Source organism: Variovorax sp. EL159, from assembly GCF_900100965.1.
GTDB lineage: Bacteria > Pseudomonadota > Gammaproteobacteria > Burkholderiales > Burkholderiaceae_C > Variovorax.
On record NZ_FMUJ01000006.1, the window covers coordinates 368,963 to 383,986 of the forward strand.

Genomic DNA, 15,024 nt, shown 5'->3' on the forward strand with positions numbered 1-15,024 from the left:
GCCCGCGCGTCAGCGCGCGGCGTTGCGGTCGGTAATCATCTTCGGGGTGATAAAGACGAGCATTTCGGTCTTGTTGGCAACGCGTTCGCGCTTACGGAACAGTGCTCCCACGTAGGGCACTTCACCCAGCACCGGTATGCGCGATTCGTCATTGGTTTCGGTGAGCTCGAAGATACCACCGATGACGACCGTGCCACCGTTCTCGACCAGCACCTCGGTCTGCACGTGCTTGGTGTTGATGGCCGGGCCCGCCGAGGTGTTGACGCCGCGGGCGTCCTTGCTCACGTCCAGGGTCAGGATGATGTTGCCTTCCGGTGTGATCTGCGGCGTGACCTCGAGCTTCAGCACTGCCTTGCGGAACGAGATGGAGGTGGCACCGCTGGACGTTGCCTGCTGGTAAGGGATTTCCTCGCCCTGCTCGATCAGCGCCTTGGTCTGGTCGGCCGTGATGACGCGGGGGCTGGACACCAGCTTGCCCTTGCCATCGGCTTCCAGCGCGGAGATTTCGAGATTCAGCATCCGCGAGAAGCTGGAGTTGAACAGCGACAGCGCGAACGAGCCAGCCGCATTACCCGTGCCGCCTGCGTCGCCAGCGGGCAGATTGATGAAGTTGCTGCTGGTCGGCGAGCCGAAGCTGACGGTCGGGCTGGTCGTGGTCGACGTCGATGTCGAGGTACCACCGGTCGAGGTCTGTGTGGAAGTCGTGCCACCGCCAGTGACCGAAGGCCACGTTCCCAGCGAGTTGTTCCGATTGATCACACCGCCCCCCAGCTTCACGCCGAGTGACTTGCCGAAGGTGTCGGAGGCTTCGACGATCCGGGCCTCGATCAACACTTGGCGCACTGGGATGTCCAGCTTCTGGATCAGTTCGGTTATTTGCGCCAGGCGCGACGGGATGTCGGACACGAACAGCTGGTTGGTACGCGACTCGGCGATCACGCTGCCGCGAGGGCTCAGAATTCGGGTGGTCGTACCTCCGCCACCACCACCGCCAGATGATGCACCCGTGCCAGTCAGGCCCTGCGCAATGGCAATCGCCTTGGTGTAGTTGAGCTGGAACGACTGGGTCCGCAGCGGCTCCAGATTCTCAATGGTGGCCTTGGCCTCGAACTCGAGCTTTTCCTTGGCGTTGATTTCGTCCTTAGGCGCGATCCACAACACACTGCCGTTCTTGCGCATGCCCAGGTTCTTCGCCTGCATGATGATGTCGAGCGCCTGATCCCAGGGCACGTCCTTCAGCCGCAGCGTCAGTGCGCCAGTCACCGAATCCGATGTCACGATGTTGAAGTTCGTGAAATCGGCGATCACCTGCAGCAGCGAGCGGATCTCGATGTTCTGGAAATTGAGCGAGAGCTTCTCGCCGTTGTAGCCGACGCCCTGCGTCAGCTTGGTCGGATCGACCTTGCGGGCACGGACTTCCACCACGAACTGGTTTTCGCTCTGGTAGGCGCTGTGTTCCCAGTCGCCCTTGGCCTCGATCGTCATGCGCACGCGGTCGCCAGACTGTTGCGAGGTGATCAACTGGACCGGGGTGCCGAAGTCGGCCACATCGAGCCGGCGGCGCAGGCCTTCGGGCAGAGTCGACTTGGTGAACTCCACCACGAGGTTCTTGCCTTGCTGCTTGACGTCGACGCCGACCTGGTTGTTCGGCAGGTCCACGATGACGCGGCCAGTGCTGTCAGCCCCCAGACGGAAATCGACATCCCGCAAAGGCAGCGTGTCGCGGTTGCGGTTCTCCGCAAAAGTGGTGGCAGCGGACGTCAACAGTGCAGTGCCAGCCGCCGGTTCAAGAATGACCAGCAGCGACTTGCCCTGGATTTCGGCCTTGTACGCGGTGGACTGCTTCAGGTTCAGCACCACCCGGCTGCGCTCGCCCGCCTGGACGACGTTGACCGAACGCAGATTGCCCTGGTTCACTTCAATCGCCGAACGCCCGATCGCGTTCGTGACGCCCGGGAAATCAAGGGCGATACGCGCCGGGTTCTGCACGACAAAACCTGCCGGCACGGCGGCAAGCGGTTGTGCGAGGTCGATCCGGATCACCTCGGCGCCAGACTGCGTCGAACTGGTCACGGCTTCGATCGCGTTCTGTGCATGGGCCACGGCCAACGCACCGAACGCCAGCAGACCCAGCCCCGCAGCGCGCAGCCACTGTGCCATCGTTGATTTTTTTTGGTTCATTTCGCACTCTCTTGCAGCTGCAGCGTTGCCACGCGTTCGATCCATTCACCGGCGGCGTCTTGCACGATTTCACGCAAGGCGACTTCGGTTTCGTTGATACGGGTAATGCGCCCGTAGTTGAGTCCCAGGTATTCGCCGACGCGCACCTTGTAGAGCAGCTTGTCGACACGGACCAGCGCCACCGGCTGGCCGTTGCGGTTCATGCTGCCCACCATGGCCATCGAGTCGAGCGGGAACGCCTCGAGCGCTTCCTTGCGGCGCGCCAGCTCCGGAGCGATCAGCTCCGACGTGCTGGGCTGATTCGATTCGCGGCGCAGCGCCTGCGTCAGCTTCAGCATGTTGAAGGGCTCGAAGGACGAGGCCTCGGTGTAGACCTGCGGCGTGAACTTCTTGGGCTCCGTGATCGGCGGCACCGAGGGCTTCACCTGGGCGCGTTGCTCGGCCATCCAGCGCTGCAGGTCTTCCTGGTCGGAGTCGCAGGCGCTCAGGCCCAGCGTGGCCAGCGTCAGCCACAGGACTTTGGCGACGGCCTTCATTTCTTCGCCTTCGGCGCCGCGGCGCGTTTCTGGGCGGCCCGCTCGTCTTCATCGAGATAGCGGAAGGTGCGCGCGGTGGCGTCCATCGTCAGCACGTCCTTGTCCTTTTGCGGCGTGACGGTCATGTTGTTGAGTGTCACGATGCGCGAGAGCCCCGCGACATCGGCCGCGAAGGCACCCATGTCGTGATACCGGCCCGTGACGCGCACGGCGATCGGAAGCTCGGCGTAATAGTCCTTCACCGACACCTGTCCCGGACGGAACAGCTCGAACTGCAGGCTGCGGCCAAGCCCCGCCTGGTTGATGTCAGAAAGCAGGGCATCCATTTCAGCCTTGCTGGGCAATTGCTTTTCGAGCACGGTCACGTACTGCTGCACCTGCTCGCGCTGCTTCTTGAGCAACTCGAGGTTGGCAGCCTGCGCCACCTTCTTCTTGTAGTCTTCCTTGAGCGTGACTTCCTTGGAACGCTCGCCTTCGAGCTCGTCGTTCGAGTTGGTCAGCCAGACAAACCACAGGGCGACCAGCACCAGGGCCGTGACCGCCAGGCACAGTGCATAGCGCGGCACCGCCGGCCAGACGGACGGGTCGTTCGGATTCAAGCCACGGAACTGCTCGCCGAAGCTCTGCAGCAGAGCGGCGACATCGATTTTTTGAGAGGGGCGATTGCTTGCCATGATCGGTTACCCCTTGGATTGCGCCGTTGCGGCCAGCGCCTTGTCGGCGGCGTCCTTCTGGGCGTCGGTGGGGCGTTTCAGGCCAATGCGCATCGTGAAGTTCGCCACGCGACGTTGATCGCGCTGGCTCAGGCTGACCGTTGTAGACGTGATTTCGACGAGCTCCGGCTTCACCAGCCAGGGACTGTTGTTGCCCAGGTTGCGCAGCAGTTCCGACACGCGCTCGTTCGATTGCGCCATGCCCTGCAGCGTGACGGTCTGGTTGTCCTGCTTCATGCTGGTCAGGTACACGCCGTCGGGCAATTGCCGCACGAGTTCATTGAGCAGATGCACCGGCAGGTTGCGGTCGCCCTGCAGGTCTTCGACAGCCTGCTGGCGTGCACGCAGTGCCGCGATTTCTTCCTGCAGCGTCGAGATCTCCTTGATCTCGACCTCGAGCTTCTTGATCTCGGCCTGGAGAAAGCTGTTCTTGGATTGCTGCGAGGAAATCTGGGCCTCGAACCAGAGGTAGCCCAGACCGGCGATCAGCACGCCCAGGACTGCCGCTGCGCCCAGCGTTCCATAGAAAGCCTCTCGCCGGCGCTTGCGCGCAGCTTCGCGGTGCGGAAGCAGATTGATCAGGATCACTGCAGAAACCTCCGCATGGCCAGGCCGCACGAGGTCAGATAGGAAGGCGCTTCGCGCCGGACCTTCTTCTCGCGGATGTTGGGGCCGAAGTCCATGCCGTCGAAAGGATTCACGAGCGAGCAGGCGAACGAGGTCTGGCGCGTCACGGCATTGGTCAGTCCTGGCAGCGACGACGAGCCGCCGGCCAGCAGCACGTAGTCCACACGGTTGTGCGGCGTGCTGGTGAAGAAGAACTGCAGTGCGCGCGCGATTTCCTGGGCAATGCTTTCCACGAAGGGCTTGAGCACGCCGGAACCGTAGTCGTCCGGCAGGTCGCCGCTGCGCTTCTTGGCTTCGGCTTCTTCGGCCGAAAAACCGTACTGGCGCACGATCAACTGGGTCAGTTGCGCGCCGCCGAAGGCCTGGTCGCGGTCGTACAGCACTTCCTGGTTGCGCAGCACCTGCATGCTGGTCGTGAAAGCGCCGACTTCAAAAAGCGCCACGATCGAATCCACGCCCTTGCCGGGCAATTGCTCAATCAGGCGGGCCGTTGCAAGACGGGACGCATAGGACTCGACGTCGAGGATCATGGCCTTCAGGCCGGCGGCCTCCGCCAGGCCTTCGCGGTCCTGCACCTTTTCCTTGCGGGAAGCGGCAATCAGGACCTCGACGTCGCCGGCGGACGTGGTGCTCGGCCCGGTGACGCAGAAGTCAAGGCTGACTTCGTCCAGCGAGAAAGGAATGTACTGATTGGCTTCGGACTCGACCTGAATCTCGAGTTCCTGCTCGCTCATTCCGCCCGGAAGAATGATCTTCTTGGTGATGACGGCCGATGGCGGCAGCGCCAGCGCGACATTGCGCGTGCGCGTGCCGCTCTTGCGGATGACGCGCCGGACGGCTTCCGCGACTTCGTCGAACTTCTCGACGTTGCCGTCAGTGATCCAGCCACGTTCCAGGGGTTCGATGGCGCAGCGCTCCAGAACCAGCTTGCCGCTGGCCTCGCGGCCGAGCTCGACCAGCTTCACGCTGGACGAGCTGACATCCAGTCCCAGCAGGGGAGCATTCTGACGACGAAACAATGATCCAAGAGCAGCCAAGCTAGGTTCCTCTTCCCCTGTATTTGTAACCAATGGAAAAAATTGCGTTCGGTTGCATGCTAGCAGCAGGCGTAGCGCCGACCAAGCAGCGCTGGGGGGCAAAACTGCCAATCGTTGTCAAAACCTGACGTCAAAGCCGCATTCTGTAACTTTTGGATTAGGGCGTCGCAACGGCAGCAAAGATCGGATCGTGCGAAGAGGGCGGCTTTTTATAATGTCCGGTGACTCTCCGGCCCTCCATGCAAGAAACTTCAAGCCCCAAAGGGCCAGCCAAGACCCCTCCTCCCACACGCCCAGCCTGGCTGAGATGGCTGCTGCGCTTCTTTTTCTGGGGGTTCGGCATTGCCGCGGCCGGTGTGTTGTCTGTCCTTTGCGTGGTCGCCGTGGCGCTCGCGGTGGCCTACCCCAACCTGCCGGACATCACCGAGCTTTCCGACTACCGGCCCAAACTGCCGCTGCGGGTCTTCTCGGCCGAGGGCACGCTGATCGGCGAATTCGGTGAAGAGCGCCGCAACCTCACGCCGATCGCAGCGATCCCCAAGGTGGTGAAAGACGCGGTGCTCGCAGCCGAAGACGCCCGCTTCTACGATCACGGTGGGGTCGACTACAAGGGCATGGTCCGCGCCGGCCTGGCCAACCTGAACCGCGTGAAGAGCCAGGGTGCCTCGACGATCACCATGCAGGTGGCGCGCAACGTCTACCTGAGTTCGGAAAAGACGCTGACCCGCAAGATCTACGAAGTGTTGCTGACCTTCAAGCTGGAGCACCTGCTCAGCAAGGACCAGATCTTCGAGATCTACCTGAACCAGATCTACCTGGGCAACCGCGCCTACGGTTTTGCCGCGGCATCCGAAGCGTACTTCGGCAAGCCCCTGCAGGAACTCACGATCGCGCAAGCCGCCATGCTGGCCGGCCTGCCGAAGGCGCCGGGCGCCAACAACCCGGTCAACAACCCGCAACGCGCGCGCGGCCGCCAGTTCTATGTGATCGACCGCATGCAAGAGGCCGGCTTCATCACCGCCGAGCAGGCCGCCGAAGCCAAGAAGGAAGAGCTGCACCTGCGCGATGCCGCCGATCCGAACCGCCTGCACGCCGAGTACGTCGCCGAAACCGTGCGGCAGCTGATGTACGCACAGTACGGCGACAGCACCTACACGCGCGGCCTCAAGGTCTACACCTCGCTGGTTGCGGCCGACCAGGCTGCCGCCTACAAGGCACTGCGCAAGGGCATCATGGATTACGAGCGCCGCCAGATCTACCGTGGCCCCGAGAAGTTCGTCGACCTGCCCAACGACCCCAAGGAACTCGACGAAGCGGTGGACGACGCGCTCAGCGACCACCCCGACAACGGCGATGTGATGGCGGCGGTGGTGCTGAAGGCCACGCCCAAGCAGATCGATGCCGTGCGTGGCAACGGCGATCCGGTGCAGATCACCGGCGAAGGCCTCAAGCCCGCACAGTCCGGCCTGTCCGACAAGGCGCCACCCAACATCAAGATCCGCCGCGGCGCGGTGATCCGCGTGGTGAAGACGCCCAAGAACACCTGGGAAATCACGCAGTTGCCCGAAGTCGAAGGCGCCTTCGTTGCCATGGACCCGCGCGACGGCGCCATCAAGGCCTTGGTCGGCGGCTTCGATTTCGGCAAGAACAAGTTCAACCACGTCACGCAGGCGTGGCGCCAGCCGGGCTCGAGCTTCAAGCCCTTCATCTACTCGGCGGCCCTCGAAAAGGGCTTCACCCCCGCCACCGTCATCAACGACGGCCCGCTCTTCTTCGATGCCGGCACCACCGGCGGCCAACCCTGGGAACCGAAGAACTACGGCGGCGGCTACGACGGCCCGATGTCGATGCGCACCGCGCTGATGAAGTCGAAGAACCTGGTGTCGATCCGCATCCTGCAGTCCATCGGCACGCACTACGCGCAAGACTGGATCACCAACTTCGGCTTCGACAAGGACAAGCACCCGGCCTACCTGCCGATGGCGCTCGGTGCGGGCTCGGTCACGCCGATGCAGATGGCGGTGGGCTACTCGGTATTCGCCAATGGCGGCTATCGCGTCAGCCCTTACCTCGTGACCCGCATCACCGACCACAAGGACAAGGTGCTGGTCGACAAGCAGCCACCGCTGCTGAACGACGCCAACCGCGTGATCCCCCAGCGCAACGCCTTCATCATGGACACGCTGCTCAATTCCGTGGCGCGCGCCGGCACTGCCGCCAAGGCGCAGGCGATGCTCAAGCGGCCCGATCTCTACGGCAAGACCGGCACCACCAACGACTCGCTCGACGCCTGGTTCGCGGGCTTCCAGCCGACGATGACAGCCATCTCGTGGATCGGCTATGACACACCGCGCAACCTGGGCGACCGCGAAACCGGCGGCGGCCTGAGCCTGCCGATCTGGATCAACTACATGGAGACTGCCATCAAGGGCGTGCCAGTGACGGAACTGTCTGCCACGCCGCCTTCAGGCATCGTGAATGTGGGCGGCGAGTGGTACTACGACGACTATGCACCGGGCCGCGGCGTGGCGAGCCTGGGCGTCGAATCGACACCTGCCGCGCCTGCCGAGTCCTCCGTCGGCGCACCAGTGAGCCCGCCCGCGCCGCCCGAGGAGCGCAACCGCATCCTCGATCTCTTCAGGAACTGACGATGGCGATCAGGCAGCCGCGAACGACAGCGGCTGTCCTGCCTGCAGGGTCGCCTCGCGCGACAGGTTGCCAAAGAACTCCTCGCCGGTCTTGGTGTCGATCCAGGCCCGGCCGTCGTGCCTGTAGTGGTAGCCGCCCGAGCGCGCGGCAAGCCAGATCTCCTGCAGGGGTTTCTGCAGGTTCACGATCAGCTGGCTGCCATTCGGGAATGAAATCGTGATCATCCCGCCCACCCTCTGGTTGTCGATGTCTGCGTCGGTCGCGTCGTTGATGCGATCGCAGCCCCGCTCGATGGCGGCAAGTGCGGCTTCGGCGCGGTCCATGTACTCGGTGTCGGTCATTACAATTTCGTCATGTTGAATCTCCGCCAAATTCTAGTGAGCGCTCGCGCCCGCACTGCGTTCATGGTCTGCCTCGTCGTCGGGGCAGCCACTTTGGCCGCCTGCGGCCAGAAGGGTGCCTTGTACCTGCCGAACGATCCGGCGGCCGCTCAGCGCGCCACCCTGCCGCAGCTCCTGACACCGGGCGGCTTGTTGAACTCAACCCCCTCCTCGACCGAAGCGGCTCCAGCACCGGCCGCAGCCAGCAGCGCTCCCGCTGCGGCCACCACCGACAACGGAGCGCGCAAGTGATGGCGAACAACGCATCTCCCACCGTCCTGCCAGGCCACCCGCATATCGCAGAGCGCGACGGCGCACTTCACATCGAAGGCCTCGCACTCGACGCGCTGGCCCGCGAGCATGGCACTCCTCTCTTCGTCTACTCGAAGCAATGGATGCTGGACGCACTCGCGGCTTACCAGCGTGGTTTCGAGGGTCGCCAGACCCTGATCTGCTACGCGATGAAGGCCAACTCGTCGCTGGGCGTACTGCGCGTGTTCGCCGAAGCCGGCTGCGGCTTCGACATCGTGTCGGGCGGCGAACTGGCGCGCGTGCTGGCCGTGGGCGCCGATCCGCAGAAGATCATCTTCTCGGGCGTGGGCAAGACCCGCGCGGAAATGCGGCAAGCCCTCGCGGCCAACATCGCCTGCTTCAACGTCGAGAGCGAAGCGGAACTCGACGTGCTCAACGAAGTGGCGATGGCCGAAGGCCGCCGCGCGCCCATCAGCATCCGGATCAATCCCAACGTCGATCCGAAGACGCACCCCTACATTTCCACCGGCCTGAAGGGCAACAAGTTCGGCATCGCCCATGACCGCGCGGTCGAGGCCTATCTGCACGCCGCACGGCTGCCGGGTCTCCAGGTGGTCGGTATCGACTGCCACATCGGCTCGCAGATCACGGAAGCCTCGCCCTATCTCGACGCCTGCGAGCGCGTGCTCGATGTGGTCGAAGCTCTCGAGGCCGCGGGCGTGCCGATCCACCATCTCGACTTCGGTGGCGGCCTGGGCATTGACTACAACGGCGAAACCCCGCCCAAGGCCGATGCGCTCTGGCAGCAGTTGCTCGCGCGGCTCGATGCCCGCGGCTTCGGCCAGCGCAAGCTCGTCATCGAGCCGGGCCGCTCGCTGGTCGGCAACGCAGGCGTATGCGTGACCGAGGTGCTCTACACCAAGCCCGGCGAAGACAAGAATTTCTGCATCGTCGATGCGGCCATGAACGACCTGCCGCGTCCAGCGATGTACCAGGCCTTCCACAACATCGTGCCGCTGCGCATCCGTGCCGGCGACGCACCGGCCTACGACGTGGTCGGCCCGGTCTGCGAAAGCGGCGACTGGATCGGCCGCGACCGCGCGCTCAACGTGATGGCCGGCGACCTGCTGGCTGTGCTGTCGGCAGGCGCGTACTGCATGAGCATGGCCAGCAACTACAACACGCGTGCCCGTGCCGCCGAGGTGTTGGTGAGCGGTGCCAGCGCCAAGCTGATCCGCCGTCGCGAGACGATGGAAGACCAGCTGCGCAACGAGCAGGTCGACGGCTGAACTGCCGGCCTGGACAGGCTCAGCCGGTCGTGGTGCTGCGCAGCGGCTTTTCGCCGCTACGCGCCGCACCCACCGGTTGCTTCGCCTTTCGCTTGCTCGCGAAATTCCACACGCGCCAGCCGAGCAGTACCGCGATGATCGCGACGTAGATGAACACCTCGGCAAAGTTGTTCTTGCCCGCGCGCATCCAGAAGAAGTGCAGCAGCCCGAGCCCCGCGATCACATAAACCAGCTTGTGCAGCATCTGCCAACGCTTGGCGCCCATCGCCTTGATCGCGCGATTGAACGAGGTGGCGGCCAGCGGCGTCAGCAGCACGAAGGCCGAAAAGCCCACCAGGATGAACGGCCGCTTCGCGATGTCCTTGGCGATGTCGCCCCACTCGAAGCCCATGTCGAACCAGCTGTAGCACAGCAGGTGCAGCACCACGTAGAAGTACGCGAACAGCCCCAGCATGCGGCGATAGCGTGCCAGCGCGTTCCACTTGCCGATGACGCGCAGCGGCGTCATCGCCAGCACGATGCAGATGAAGCGCAGCGTCCAGTCGCCGGTCGCACGGATCAGGAACTCGGCAGGATTGGCGCCGAGCCCGTCCGTGAAGGCGCCGTAGCCCAGCCGCGCAAACGGCAGCAGGCACAGCAGGAAGATGACCGGCTTGGTCGCCGGGTGCATGAGCAGCTTGTTCATGGGGCGATGGCCGTGTGACGAAGGGGCCGGCTCAGTAGTTCTTCTTCAGGTCCATGCCCGCATAGAGCTGGCCGACCTGGGCTTCGTAGCCATTGAACATCTCGGTCTTGCGACGCTTGGCGAACAGGCCGCCGCCGTCGCCGATGCGGCGCTCGGTGGCCTGGCTCCAGCGCGGATGGTCGACGTTCGGATTCACGTTCGAATAGAAGCCGTATTCATTGGCCGCCGCCTTGTTCCATGCCGTGCTCGGTTCCTTCTCGACGAAGCGGATCTTGACGATCGACTTGGCCGACTTGAAGCCGTACTTCCATGGCACCACGAGACGCACCGGCGCGCCGTTCTGGTTGGGCAGCACCTCGCCGTACATGCCGAAGGCCAACAGCGTCAGCGGATGCATCGCCTCGTCCATGCGCAGGCCTTCGGTGTAGGGCCAGTCGAGCACGTGCGAGCCCACGAAGGGCATCGTCTTGGGGTCAGCCAGCGTCACGAACTCGATGAACTTGGCATTGCCCTGCGGCTCGACCTTCTTGATCAGTTCGGCCAGCGAATAGCCCACCCACGGAATGACCATCGACCAGCCTTCGACGCAGCGCAGGCGGTAGATGCGTTCTTCTTGCGCGCTGAGCTTGAGCAGGTCTTCGATGCCGTACTTGCCCGGCTTCTTCACCAGCCCTTCGACTTCCACGGTCCATGGCCGCGTCTTCAGCGTACCGGCGTTCTTGGCCGGGTCGGCCTTGTCGGTGCCGAACTCGTAGAAATTGTTGTAGCTCGTCGCGTCCTTGTAGTCGCTGAGCTTGTCCATCGACATCGCGCCCGGCACGGCCGACTTGGCGCCCGGCAACGGCGCGAGCTTGTTGGGCCGCGCCGTCTGGGCGTGCGCCTCGCGCGATGCAAAACCCGCCAGTGCAGCGCCCGCCGCGCCACCGGCCATCAGCTTGAGCAGGTCGCGGCGACTCTCGTACACGGCGCGCGATGTGATCTCGCTCGACAGCGGATGGATGAAGCCGCTGTCCGGGGAACGACGTTGCGGACGGGAATGGAACGACATGACAGGCCTTTCGCGTGAATCGTTGTGCTCAGGGTAGTTCGTGACACACCCCGATTTGGTTACGCGCCATCGCAGCGCGCGGTTTCAATTCTTCGCAAAAAGCCGAAAGCCCGGAGCCCGCGCCTACAAGGTACCGTAGCTGTGCAGGCCGCTCAGGAACATGTTGACGCCGAGGAAGGCGAAGGTCGTCACCGCCAACCCACCCAGTGCCCACCAGGCCGCCACGGTGCCCCGCAGCCCCTTCACGAGCCGCATGTGCAGCCATGCCGCGTAGTTGAGCCAGACGATCAGCGCCCAGGTTTCCTTCGGGTCCCAGCTCCAGTAGCCGCCCCAGGCATCGGCGGCCCACAGGGCGCCGAGCACGGTGGCGATCGTGAAGAAGGCGAAGCCGACCGTGATCGACTTGTACATCACGTCGTCGAGCACCTCGTTGGCCGGCAGGCGAGCCGCGATGCGCTTGCGCCCGAGCAGAATGCCCGCCGCGATGAGCGCGGAAATGCCCGCATAGACAACCCAGTAGCTGCCACCAGCCTCTTGCACGCGCTGGCGGAAGGCCACCGGCACGAAGCACAGCGCCACACCCAGCAACCAGATCGGCGTGAGCTTGTACCAGCGCGTTTCGTTGGCCTGCTCCTTGATGAGGTAGGCAAAGGCCACCATCGCCGCGAGCGAGAAGGTGCCATAGCCGATGAAGTTGGCCGGCACATGCAGCTTCATCCACCAGCTCTGCAGCGCCGGCACCAGCGGCTGGATCTCGTGCGCCTCGCGCACGATCGTGTACCAGAGCAGGAAGCCGACCGCTGCGCTGACCACCAGCATCACGAAGGCGCCGAGCGCGCGCGTGTTGTAGCGCTCTTCGAAGTACAGATAGAACGCAGCCGTCAGCCAGCAGAACAGCACGAACACTTCGTACAGGTTGCTGACCGGGATGTGGCCGATGTCCGGGCCGAGCTGGTGGCTTTCGTACCAGCGCACCATGGTGCCGATCAGCGCCATCGTGACGGCGGCCCAGGCCAGGCGTGAGCCGATCACGTCGAAGGTGTCGGACTGCTTGCCGCCAAAGAAGCCGAGCCAGTAGAACAGCGTGCTCATGAAGAACAGCACGCTCATCCAGAGAATGGCCGACTGGCTCGACAGGAAGTACTTGAGCCAGAACACCGAGTCGGCACGCGCCAGGTCGCCCTGGTACGAGCTGATGGCCAGCAGCGACGCCGCGGCCACCACGATGGCCAGCACGCGCAGCGGACGCCAGAACCAGCCGATGGAGATCATCGCGATCACCGCCGCGGCCAGGATCGGCTTCTCGTAGTAGTCCATCGACCCCGCATAGCGCGCGAAGGCGAACATGCCGCCCGCCAGCACCAGCGCCGCGAACACCCAGTCGAACAGGTTGCGGCGCGAGAGCCAGCTTTCATTGAGCGTGAGGGTCGTGGTGTTCATTTTGTCGCCGGGTCTTCTTTGTTCAGTGCGAGCAGCTTGTGCTTGAGATGCTCGAATTCGCGATCGCTGTCGATCGTCTTGCGGTTGACCGAGAACGCCATCGTGGCGGCCGTCGCGCTGTTGTTTTCGTTGTCTGCGGAACCGGCGCCCTGGGGTGTCAGCCACACCCACAACCGGCGCTCGCGGACGTACAGCATGGCAAAAATCCCGACGATCAGCAACAGGCAGCCCAGATAGACGACGCTCTTGCCAGGGGCACGCGCCACCTGGAACACGCTGGCCTGCACCTGGGTGAAGTCGGTCATCATCATCGCGACGGGGGCCGGATAGAAGTGTGCGTCGCTGATCGCCAGCACGGCCTGCGTCAGGTAGGCCTGCGATTTTTCGTCGTTCGGCAGCGCGGGCAGGCCGGCGCCTTCGCGGCTCAGGTTGAGCACTTCGAACAGCACGTCGTTGAGGATGCGCACCAGCACGCCGCCGGCCCGCTCGCGCTCGGCCTCGGGCACGTTGACTTCCATGAACTCGGCAATCGCCTGCCAGCCGCCCGCGGTGGTGGCATCAGCCTTGGCGCGCTCGCTGCCCGCGAACAGCGCGAGTGCCCGCGTGGCCGACACGCGCAGCTGCTCGGCCATCTCGGGACGCTTGGGGTCGGTCGCCTTGGCGATGTAGCGCTCGATGGCGCGCGCGCGGGTGTCGGCATCGCCGAGCGCGGCGCGCATGCGCACGAAACCGTCCATCGAGCCCTGCTCGTCGGCCGGCACGCGCAGATAGCGGAACGGGTCTTCGGGCTTCTCGCGCATGCCGAGCAGGAAGACGGGCTGGCCGTCGCCCGTGTCGACCGGCACCATGTAGTTCTGGTACTCCCGCGCCTGGCCTGCGGCGTCGCGCAGCTTGTAGCCGATGCTGGGGCCGATGTTGCGCAGCACCTTGGGCTTGTTGACCTTGTTGGCTGCACCCAGGCGCGATTCGATATCGTGCCGCAGATCGACCTTGCGCACGTCGGCGCCGCTGCTCATGGCGCCGGCATCGGCGAAGTTCTCGACGTTGATCACGCGCAGCGCGGCGTATTCGAGCGTGAGCTTTTCCTTGCCGTTGGTGATCTCGGTGCTCGGGCCGCCGATGATGCCTTCGACCTCGAAGGGCTTGGCCGCGGCCGCCATCGGCACCGCCTTGAGCTTCACCCTGGAGCCGCCGTCGTCGAAGCTCGACTGGTAGATCTCCACGCCCTTGTAGCTGGCCGGATGGTTGACCTCGATGCGCGCGGGCACCTGCTCGCCGGTCTCGCGGTCATGCAGCACCACCTCGCTCGCGAAGAGCTTGGGCATGCCGGTCGAGTAGTAGTCGACGATGAATTTCTTCAGCTCGATGGAGAACGGCAGCTCCTGCAGCAGCACGCCATCGGCCTGGTTCAGGATGGCCACGCTGCCCTGCCCGCCTTCGGGCACGAGGATGTTGCCGCGGAAGGTCGGGTTGCTGGCCGACAGGCGATGCTCGGGCGCCACGTCGGCGATCATGCCGCCGCCGGTGAACACGCTCTTGCCGTTGAACCAGGTCTGGGCGCGCACCACGAGGTCGCCGTCGAGCAGGCCGCCGATGCACACCAGCACGATCGCGCTGTGGGCCGCGATGTAGCCCAGCTTGTGGGCGCCGCCGGCACGCGCCGCAACCATCCAGCCGCTGGCGGACTTGCCGTCGCCCGTGGCTTCGCGCTGCTGCAACTTGACCTTCCAGCCGCCGCTCACCAGCAATTGGCCGATGCGGTTGGCCGCCGCGTCGGGCGCTTCATCGAGCCGGGCCTCAGCGCGCTGGCCGAAGGCCTTGAGGCTCTGCGCACGGATGTCTTCCTTGAAGGTCTTGAGGTCGACCAGGATGCGCGGCGTGTTGCGCACGATGCACAGCGTGGTGCTGATCACGAGGAACAGCAGGATCAGCAGGAACCACCAGGCGCTGTAAATCGAGTCGAGCCGGGCTGCCCTGAAGAGCTCTGCCCAGAACGGGCCGAACTGGTTGATGTAGTTGTTGATCGGCTCATGCTGCTTGATCACCGTGCCGATGATCGAGGCGATGCAGATGATGGTGAGCAGCGCGATCGCGAAGCGCATCGACGAAAACAGCTCCACCGTGGCGCGAAGCACCTGCGGGCCGCGATGAACGCGAAGGCCATGGGTGGAAACTGACATCGGATGG

13 protein-coding genes are annotated in these 15,024 nt (G+C 64.3%); 3 read left to right on the plus strand and 10 right to left on the minus strand.

Annotation, left to right across the window (positions count from 1 at the left end):
- Positions 1 to 9: 9 nt before the first annotated feature.
- From pilQ to BLQ28_RS25710, 5 genes are read right to left on the minus strand one after another with little or no spacing between them, the layout of a single operon-like run.
- Entirely contained in the window at positions 10 to 2,181 is a 2,172-nt protein-coding gene (gene pilQ / locus BLQ28_RS25690) for a type IV pilus secretin PilQ (protein ID WP_093246101.1), read from the minus strand.
- On the minus strand, positions 2,178 to 2,717 hold the full coding sequence (locus BLQ28_RS25695; protein WP_093246103.1) for a pilus assembly protein PilP: 540 nt from the start codon (positions 2,715 to 2,717) through the stop codon (positions 2,178 to 2,180). Before BLQ28_RS25695 ends, pilQ begins: the two co-directional genes overlap by 4 nt.
- Positions 2,714 to 3,391 (minus strand): type IV pilus inner membrane component PilO, encoded by a 678-nt coding sequence (locus tag BLQ28_RS25700; RefSeq protein WP_093246104.1) that lies wholly within the window; start codon positions 3,389 to 3,391, stop codon positions 2,714 to 2,716. The genes BLQ28_RS25695 and BLQ28_RS25700 overlap by 4 nt, the downstream gene beginning before the upstream one ends.
- A 6-nt stretch (positions 3,392 to 3,397) precedes the next feature.
- Positions 3,398 to 4,018 carry a PilN domain-containing protein gene (locus tag BLQ28_RS25705; RefSeq protein ID WP_093246106.1) on the minus strand — a complete coding sequence of 207 codons (621 nt, stop codon included), beginning with the start codon at positions 4,016 to 4,018 and terminating at the stop codon, positions 3,398 to 3,400.
- Complete coding sequence (locus BLQ28_RS25710; RefSeq protein WP_093246107.1) at positions 4,015 to 5,094, minus strand: pilus assembly protein PilM; 1,080 nt, start codon at positions 5,092 to 5,094, stop codon at positions 4,015 to 4,017. The genes BLQ28_RS25705 and BLQ28_RS25710 overlap by 4 nt, the downstream gene beginning before the upstream one ends.
- A gap of 239 nt (positions 5,095 to 5,333) precedes the next feature.
- Here BLQ28_RS25710 and BLQ28_RS25715 point away from each other — a divergent pair, with 239 nt between their 5' ends.
- Positions 5,334 to 7,742: a penicillin-binding protein 1A gene (locus BLQ28_RS25715; RefSeq protein ID WP_093246109.1), complete on the plus strand. Its 2,409-nt coding sequence runs from the start codon at positions 5,334 to 5,336 to the stop codon at positions 7,740 to 7,742.
- A gap of 9 nt (positions 7,743 to 7,751) precedes the next feature.
- Here BLQ28_RS25715 and cyaY read toward each other — a convergent pair whose 3' ends face one another.
- Positions 7,752 to 8,084 (minus strand): iron donor protein CyaY, encoded by a 333-nt coding sequence (gene cyaY / locus BLQ28_RS25720; RefSeq protein WP_093246110.1) that lies wholly within the window; start codon positions 8,082 to 8,084, stop codon positions 7,752 to 7,754.
- Positions 8,085 to 8,096: 12 nt separating this feature from the next.
- Between cyaY and BLQ28_RS25725 the strand changes: the two genes are divergently transcribed.
- Positions 8,097 to 8,375 carry an LPS translocon maturation chaperone LptM gene (locus BLQ28_RS25725; RefSeq protein WP_093246112.1) on the plus strand — a complete coding sequence of 93 codons (279 nt, stop codon included), beginning with the start codon at positions 8,097 to 8,099 and terminating at the stop codon, positions 8,373 to 8,375.
- Positions 8,375 to 9,664 carry a diaminopimelate decarboxylase gene (gene lysA / locus BLQ28_RS25730; RefSeq protein ID WP_093246113.1) on the plus strand — a complete coding sequence of 430 codons (1,290 nt, stop codon included), beginning with the start codon at positions 8,375 to 8,377 and terminating at the stop codon, positions 9,662 to 9,664. The genes BLQ28_RS25725 and lysA overlap by 1 nt, the downstream gene beginning before the upstream one ends.
- Positions 9,665 to 9,683: 19 nt before the next feature.
- Here lysA and BLQ28_RS25735 read toward each other — a convergent pair whose 3' ends face one another.
- The 4 genes from BLQ28_RS25735 to BLQ28_RS25750 form a co-directional block, all read right to left on the minus strand.
- Positions 9,684 to 10,349, minus strand: coding sequence for a protein-methionine-sulfoxide reductase heme-binding subunit MsrQ (locus tag BLQ28_RS25735; protein ID WP_093246115.1), 666 nt, complete (start codon positions 10,347 to 10,349; stop codon positions 9,684 to 9,686).
- A 31-nt stretch (positions 10,350 to 10,380) separates the two neighbouring features.
- Positions 10,381 to 11,397: a protein-methionine-sulfoxide reductase catalytic subunit MsrP gene (gene msrP, locus BLQ28_RS25740; protein ID WP_093246116.1), complete on the minus strand. Its 1,017-nt coding sequence runs from the start codon at positions 11,395 to 11,397 to the stop codon at positions 10,381 to 10,383.
- A 123-nt stretch (positions 11,398 to 11,520) separates the two neighbouring features.
- Positions 11,521 to 12,837, minus strand: coding sequence for a c-type cytochrome biogenesis protein CcsB (gene ccsB / locus BLQ28_RS25745; protein ID WP_093246118.1), 1,317 nt, complete (start codon positions 12,835 to 12,837; stop codon positions 11,521 to 11,523).
- Positions 12,834 to 15,017 carry a cytochrome c biogenesis protein ResB gene (locus BLQ28_RS25750; protein ID WP_093246190.1) on the minus strand — a complete coding sequence of 728 codons (2,184 nt, stop codon included), beginning with the start codon at positions 15,015 to 15,017 and terminating at the stop codon, positions 12,834 to 12,836. The genes ccsB and BLQ28_RS25750 overlap by 4 nt, the downstream gene beginning before the upstream one ends.
- Positions 15,018 to 15,024: the final 7 nt, after the last annotated feature.